At 69.7% G+C, this 4,882-nt stretch carries 4 protein-coding genes and 1 pseudogene; 2 read left to right on the forward strand and 3 right to left on the reverse strand.

Annotation, left to right across the window (positions count from 1 at the left end; genetic code table 11):
• The 3 genes from GH736_RS17190 to GH736_RS17200 all read right to left on the reverse strand — a co-directional run.
• Nucleotides 1–1,029: NUDIX hydrolase (locus GH736_RS17190; RefSeq protein ID WP_159605511.1), on the reverse strand; the 1,029-nt coding region annotated here is incomplete at its 3' end.
• A complete protein-coding gene (locus tag GH736_RS17195; protein ID WP_159605513.1) occupies nucleotides 1,026–3,200 on the reverse strand; it encodes an RNA degradosome polyphosphate kinase in 2,175 nt (724 codons plus the stop codon). The genes GH736_RS17190 and GH736_RS17195, both read right to left, overlap by 4 nt.
• Before the next feature lie 45 nt (nucleotides 3,201–3,245).
• Entirely contained in the window at nucleotides 3,246–3,938 is a 693-nt protein-coding gene (locus GH736_RS17200) for a winged helix-turn-helix transcriptional regulator (RefSeq protein ID WP_235934381.1), read from the reverse strand.
• A gap of 119 nt (nucleotides 3,939–4,057) precedes the next feature.
• Between GH736_RS17200 and GH736_RS17205 the strand changes: the two genes are divergently transcribed.
• Nucleotides 4,058–4,330, forward strand: coding sequence for a hypothetical protein (locus tag GH736_RS17205; RefSeq protein WP_162529578.1), 273 nt, complete (start codon nucleotides 4,058–4,060; stop codon nucleotides 4,328–4,330).
• 139 nt (nucleotides 4,331–4,469) lie between these two features.
• Nucleotides 4,470–4,790, forward strand: a pseudogene (locus GH736_RS17210) (FABP family protein); the annotation flags it as partial.
• Between the last annotated feature and the right edge of the window lie 92 nt (nucleotides 4,791–4,882).

Below are 4,882 nucleotides of genomic sequence, written 5' to 3' on the forward strand. Positions count from 1 at the left end.
GGGTGGAACAGGCCGGCGTCGCGTGGCGATGCATGACGCAGCTCGGGCGCATGCTGCAGGATCACGACGGGCGTGCTGCCACGGCCGAGCACGGCGACGGGGCGCGTGCGTCTCGATGGCGATGATGCCCGAGCCCGAGTTCGTGGCGGAGAGGTGCACCACGCTGAACGCGCCGGGCTCGAGCCCCGCGGCATCCGTCACGTACGACCCGAGCGGCGTCGCCGTCGCGAGTGCGATCTCGCGCACCATCTCGGGAAGCACCGGGCCGTGCCCGCAGATCACGGCCGGCTTGCCCGCGCGCACTCGCTTGCCGACCACGCGGCGCACCTCGTCGTTGCCCGACTCCCAGGCGTCCTGGCTGATGCCCTCGTCGCGCTTGATGGGGATGCCGGTGGCCGCGGCGAGCGGCGCGACCGTCGTGACGCAGCGCACGGCGGGCGACGTCACGATGCGCCTCGGCGCCCACGCCGTGATCGTGTCGACGAGTGCCGCAGCCTGCTGCACGCCGCGCTCGGCGAGCGGGCGCGCCGCATCGGGACCCTTCCACCCGCTGCGGGAGACGGCCTTGCCGTGACGCACGAGCAGGAGGGGGAACGTGCTGGTGACGCCCTGGTCGAGCAGCTTCGCGAAGGTGTCGAGGATCTCGACGTCGGGCTGGTAGCTGAGGTAGCCGCGGGCGCGCTTCACCGTGACCCACTCGAGGGCGGCGATCTCGGAGTTGGGCTTGAACGTCGAGCGCTGCACGGCGCGTTCGCTGACCTCGGCGGCCCAGTAGTGCACGATCTTCTCGCGCCCGCTGGGCAGCGGGTACCGCGAGATCCCGAGCGGGACGCCGAGCGCGACCTCGAGGCCGGTCTCCTCGGCGATCTCACGCACCGCGGTGCGGGGGAGCGACTCGCCCGGGTCGACCTTGCCCTTGGGGATGGTCACGTCACCGTACGCGGTGCGGTGCACGACGAGCACGTGGACCCGGCCGTCGATGACGCGCCAGCACACGGCGCCGGCTGCGTAGATGGCCGTGGCCGTCAACGCCGCTTCCCCGAGCGGGTACGCTGGCCGATCTGCTGCATCAGTTTCGACTGCATGTCGTCGAGCGGATGCCCCGCCTCGTCGACGGAGTGGCGCACCCACTCGCCGTCTCCCGACAGGTGCCACGAGCTCGTGCGATCGTCCATGGCGCGGTCGAACAGCGCGGCGATCTCGGTGAGGTGCTCGGGGTCGACGAGTCGCACGAGCGCCTCGACGCGGCGGTCGAGGTTGCGGTGCATCATGTCGGCCGAGCCGATGAAGACCTGCGGGTCGCCGTCATTCAGGAACGAGAAGATCCGCGAGTGCTCGAGGTAGCGCCCGAGGATCGAACGCACCCGGATGTTCTCGCTGAGCCCCGGGATGCCCGGGCGCAGGCTGCAGATGCCGCGCACCCAGACGTCGACGGGCACGCCGGCGTTCGAGGCCCGGTAGAGCGCATCGATGATCGCCTCGTCGACGATCGAGTTCACCTTGATCCGGATGCCGCTGGGCCGGCCGGCCTCGGCGTTGCGCGTCTCGGCGGCGATGAGCTTGAGCAAGCCCTTGCGCAGGTGCAGGGGCGCGACGAGCAGGCGCTTGAACTTCTTCTCGATCGCGTAGCCCGAGAGCTCGTTGAAGAGCCGGGTGAGGTCCTTGCCGACCTGGTCGTCGGCGGTGAGCAGCCCGAGGTCCTCGTAGATGCGGCTCGTCTTCGGGTTGTAGTTGCCCGTGCCGATGTGGCTGTAGTGGCGGAGGCCGCCCTTCTCCTGCCGGATCACGAGGGCGAGCTTGCAGTGGGTCTTGAGCCCGACGAGGCCGTAGACGACGTGCACGCCGGCCTTCTCGAGCTTGCGGGCCCAGGAGATGTTGGCCTGCTCGTCGAACCGCGCCTTGATCTCGACCAGCGCGAGCACCTGCTTGCCCGACTCGGCCGCGTCGATGAGCGCCTCGACGATGGGGCTGTCGCCCGACGTGCGGTAGAGCGTCTGCTTGATGGCGAGCACGTCGGGGTCGGCGGCGGCCTGCTCGAGGAAGGCCTGCACGCTCGTCGCGAACGACTCGTAGGGGTGGTGCAGGAGCACGTCCTGCCGGGAGACGGCCTTGAAGATGTCGGCTTGGCGGTTCGGCTCGGAGGGCAGCAGGTGCGCGTTCGTGGTCGGCACATGCGTGGGGTAGTGCAGCTCGGGTCGGTCGAGCCTGGCCAGGTCGAACAGCCCGCCGAGGTCGAGCGGCGCCGGGAGGCGGAAGACCTCCTGCTCGGTGACGTCGAGCTCGCGCACGAGCAGCCCCAGCGTCACGTCGTCCATGTCCTCGGTGATCTCGAGGCGGATGGGCGGCCCGAAGCGGCGCCGGAGGAGCTCCTTCTCGAGCGCCTTGATGAGGTTCTCGGTCTCGTCCTCCTCGATCTCGACGTCCTCGTTGCGCGTGATCCGGAACACGTGGTGCTCGACGATCTCCATGCCGGGGAAGAGGTCGCCGAGGTGGTTGGCCATGAGGTCTTCGAGGGTGACGTACCTGGCCTGCTCGATCGACTCGTCGGGGTCGACGCGCACGAACCGGGGGAGCATCTGCGGCACCTTGACGCGGGCGAACTCCTGCCGGCCCGTGCGGCTGTTGCGGACGCGCACGGAGAGGTTCAGCGACAGGCCGGAGATGTAGGGGAACGGATGCGCCGGGTCCACCGCGAGCGGCATGAGCACCGGGAAGATCTGGGCCGAGAAGTAGGAGCGGAGGTGGGCGGTCTCGCGCTCGCCGAGGTCGGACCAGGCGACGACGCGGATGCCGGCCTCGGCCAGCGCGGGCTTCACGAGCTCCTGGTACACGGCCGCGTGCCGCTCCTGCAGTTCGTGCGCCTTCTTGGAGATGTCGCTCAGCACGTCCTGCGGTGCGCGGCCCACGTTCGTGGGAACCGCGAGGCCCGTGACGATGCGCCGCTTGAGGCCGGCGACGCGCACCATGAAGAACTCGTCGAGGTTGGACGCGAAGATGGCGAGGAAGTTGGCGCGCTCGAGCACGGGCAGCAGCGGGTCCTCGGCGAGCTCCAGCACGCGCTGGTTGAAGGCGAGCCAGCTGAGCTCGCGGTCGAGGTAGCGCTCGGCGGGGAGTTCGGGCGCGCCTTCGATGTCGAACGGCTCGAAGTCGTCGTCGAAGTCGCTCGCGGTGCGGTCTTCGTCGAGGGCGCTGTCGGTCATCCACTCATCATGCCATCCGGCCCGCCGCAGGCGAGGGGTCGGACGTTAACGTGCGGTGACGGTCGGCGCGCCCTGGTCGTCTTCCTCGTGCACGTTGAAGCGGTAGCCGACGTTGCGCACGGTGCCGATGAGGCTGTCGAGGTCGCCGAGCTTCGCGCGGAGGCGCCGCACGTGCACGTCCACCGTGCGGGTGCCGCCGAAGTAGTCGTAGCCCCACACCTCGCTGAGCAGCTGCTCACGGGTGAACACGCGCGACGGATGCGCCGCGAGGAAGCGGAGGAGCTCGAACTCCTTGTACGTGAGGTCGAGCGTGCGGCCGTGCACCTTCGCGGAGTAGCTCGCCTCGTCGATGACGACGCCGGAGGTCTGGATGCGCTCGGACGGCTGCGAGGACTGCGCGCGGCCGAGGGCGAGGCGGATGCGCGCGTCGACCTCGGCGGGCCCCGCGTCCATGAGCACCACGTCGTCGACGCCCCAGTCGGGCGTGACCGCGGTCAGGCCGCCCTCCGTGACGATGAGCAGGAGCGGCACGGACAGGCCGGTCGTGCGAAGGATCTGCGACAGCGCCTTCGCGCCCGCGAGGTTCGTGCGGGCGTCGAGGAACACGAGATCGGATTCTGGCGCTCTGACCAGCTGCTCAGGCGAAGCGGGGATGACCCGCGTTCGGTGAGTCAGAAGAGACAACGCCGGGAGAACCTCATCGTTTGCCGCCGGCGACAGGATCAGTAACTGCGCCACGCACACCCTCCAGTAGTAAGGTGCGGTCAATACTACGTGACGCCGGACATCGGCTGTGCGCGGCGAACGGGGGAACCATGCGAGCGGGCTCTGAGACACGGGGCGGCTGGCCTCGGATCGTGCTCGTCTGGGCCATCGCGGCGGTGGGTGCGGTCCTCGTCGTCTCGGGTGCGTACTCGGGCACGGGCGCATGGTTCGGCGACGCCTCGTCGCTCGGCGTCTACGGTGCCCTGTGCGTCGTGTTCGCGGCATCCGTGCTGGCTGCGCTCATCGTCGAGCTCGCGTCCCGGAAGCCCGGCGGCTTCGTCACCCGCACCAGCACAAGCATCGCCGGCGCCGCCGTCGTGATGCTCATCGCGGCCATCGCCGTGGCGCCCGTCGCCTTCGGGTGAGCGGGTAGACTCGACGGCATGTCGCAGCTGCTCGCCCTCGAACTCCTCTTCATCGGCCTGCTCGGGCTCGCGAGCCTCGCCATCGCGTGGATCAGCGGCGTCGTCGTCTACAAGCTCTTCAAGGGCCAGCGCTGATCCGATGATCGAGCTTCCCGTCGACCTTCCGGCCGAGCTCGTGCCGCTCTCCTGGCTCATCGGAGTCTGGGAGGGCTCGGGCGTGATCGACTACAAGGTGGGCGACGCGTCGGTCACCCACGAGTTCGGCCAGCGCGTGAGCTTCAGCCACGACGGCCTGCCCCACCTGAACTACACCTCCTACACGTGGCTCTTCCCCGAAGATCCCGATGGCGATCCGACGCCCCTCGCGACCGAGACCGGGTATTGGCGCATCGAGCGCCCGCTCGGCGAGGGCGACCCGGGGCCCGCGCTGCTGCGGCATCCGTCGACCGTTCCCTGTACACCGATGCCTCGCTGGCCACGCTCGACGAGGCGGTCGCGATCGGCGACGTCGTGATGGCGGGTTCGACCGCGACGAAGTCCGACGTGAAGGAG

This window comes from Agromyces humi (assembly GCF_009720255.1).
Lineage (GTDB): Bacteria > Actinomycetota > Actinomycetes > Actinomycetales > Microbacteriaceae > Agromyces > Agromyces humi.